Raw genomic sequence first — 2098 nt, 5'->3', positions numbered from 1 at the left:
GCCGGGCTCATGGCATTCAGGCGGGCCATGCCGGCGCGGTTGTTGCGCGAGATCGGCTGTTCGATCAGGTCGATGCCGTTGGTTCCGAGGATCCGGCAGGCACGAATCGCGACGGCTTCGTCCCATGCCTGGTTGACGTCGACCCGCACACTGGCGCGGTCACCCAGGGCTTTTTTGATGGCGATAACGTGGGCCAGATCGCGATTGACCTCACCGGCACCGATCTTCAGTTTGAAGATGCGGTGGCGGCGCAGGTCGAGCATTTTTTCCGCTTCGGCGATGTCTTTTGCGGTGTCGCCGCTGGCCAGGGTCCAGGCCACGGGCAGCGCGTCGCGAACCCGGCCGCCAAGCAATTCGCTGACCGGCAGGCCGAGGCGTTTGCCCTGGGCGTCGAGCAGCGCGGTTTCGATACCGGATTTGGCGAAGGTGTTGCCACGGATGCTGCGCTCCAGGCGCAACATGGCGGCATTGACGTTGCCGCTGTCCTGGCCCATCAACAACGGTACGAAGTGCGTGTCGATGTTGGTCTTGATGCTGTCCGGGCTTTCATTGCCGTAGGCCAGGCCACCGATGGTGGTGGATTCGCCGATGCCTTCGATGCCGTCGGCGCAACGCACGCGGATGATCACCAGGGTCTGGTTCTGCATGGTGTGCATCGCCAGCTTGTGCGGGCGGATGGTCGGCAGATCGACGATGATCGTCTCGATCGACTCAATGGCTGTTGCAAGCATTTCGATACCCGTCAGGTTCTTGGAGTTCTGGAATCGATTCTCGTACGGCTTTTTTCGCGATGCCAATATAGAATTGGTCTGACTTGATACCTTAAAGGTATGCAACTGATCAGCATCTGGAGGCTCCATGGAACTGCGTCACCTGCGTTATTTCCAGGTATTGGCTCAATCCCTCAACTTCACCCGCGCCGCAGAGCTGTTGCACATCGCCCAACCGCCCCTGAGCCGGCAGATCCAGCAACTGGAGGACGAACTGGGGGTGATGCTGTTGGAGCGCGGCCGACCGCTGAAGTTGACCGACGCCGGGCGGTTTTTCCATGAGCACTCCACCGCCCTGCTCGAACAACTGAACAAGGTCTGCGACAACACGCGGCGTATCGGGTTGGGTGAAAAGACCTGGCTGGGTATCGGTTTTGCGCCGTCGACGCTGTACGGCGTGCTGCCGGAACTGATCCGCCGCTTGCGCAGCGGTGAGCCACTGGAGCTCGAGCTGGGGCTGTCGGAAATGACCACGTTGCAACAGGTGCAGGCGCTCAAGGCCGGGCGCATCGACATCGGTTTCGGCCGGATCCGCATCGACGACCCGGCCATCGTCCAGACCGTGCTCACCGAAGACCGCCTGGTCGCCGCCCTGCCCGCCGGGCATCCGCTGCTCGCCGGTCCCATCAGCCTGCGGGAACTGGCCAAGGAACCCTTTGTGCTGTACCCCGGCAACCCACGGCCGAGTTACGCCGACCATGTGATTGCCCTGTTCGAGTCCTATGGCGTGCGCATCCACGTCGCGCAATGGACCAACGAGCTGCAAACGGCGATCGGTCTGGTGGGGGCAGGCATCGGGGTCACACTGGTGCCGGCCTCGGTGCAATTGCTGCACCGCGACGACATCGGTTTYACGCCATTGCTGGAAGACAACGCCACCTCGCCGATCATTCTCAGCCGACGGGTGGGCGATGTGTCGCCAGGGTTGAACCATTGTTTGCGGATGATTGATGAGCTGTTGCCACCGGCGATTTAAGGCAATAAATACCTGTGGCGAGGGAGCTTGCTCCGCAGGGGCGCGCAGTTGCCCATCTGCACGTTTTCTAATGGGCGTTTGCGCCCCAGATCCAGTTCCAGAACCCCGGCAACTCGACCGGCTGCGAATCGTCGCGCACGGTTCGCGCCATGGCCGCGCGCTGCAACGCGGACTGATCGTCGTAAAACGGCTTGTCGGCGGTTTTCACCCCGGTCTCCCGGGCGCTGTCGAGCAGGATCTGCAGGTATTCGCGGGTATGCCGGGCGGTATAGCGGTTGAGGTCGTGGAAGGTCACCACCACCGGAATGACCCCATCGACCACCGGCAATTCGCCGCGGGCAATGCGTTCGCG

2 protein-coding genes and 1 pseudogene are annotated in these 2098 nt (G+C 62.1%); 1 reads left to right on the top strand and 2 read right to left on the bottom strand.

What is annotated here, in order from left to right; genetic code table 11:
- Positions 1-731: muconate/chloromuconate family cycloisomerase (locus ACXRVY_RS25790; protein WP_458238600.1), on the bottom strand; the 731-nt coding region annotated here is incomplete at its 3' end.
- A 127-nt stretch (positions 732-858) separates the two neighbouring features.
- On the opposite strand from ACXRVY_RS25790, the gene ACXRVY_RS25785 reads away from it, so the two are divergent.
- Positions 859-1746 carry a LysR family transcriptional regulator gene (locus ACXRVY_RS25785; protein WP_223463156.1) on the top strand — a complete coding sequence of 296 codons (888 nt, stop codon included), beginning with the start codon at positions 859-861 and terminating at the stop codon, positions 1744-1746.
- A 67-nt stretch (positions 1747-1813) separates the two neighbouring features.
- On the opposite strand, the pseudogene ACXRVY_RS25780 reads toward ACXRVY_RS25785, so the two are convergent.
- A pseudogene (locus ACXRVY_RS25780) lies at positions 1814-2098 on the bottom strand (polysaccharide deacetylase family protein); the annotation flags it as partial.

Source organism: Pseudomonas sp. P5_A2_2 (genome assembly GCF_054177685.1).
Note: the sequence above shows the minus strand (reverse complement) of the source record. Positions and strands in the feature narration are given on the sequence as shown.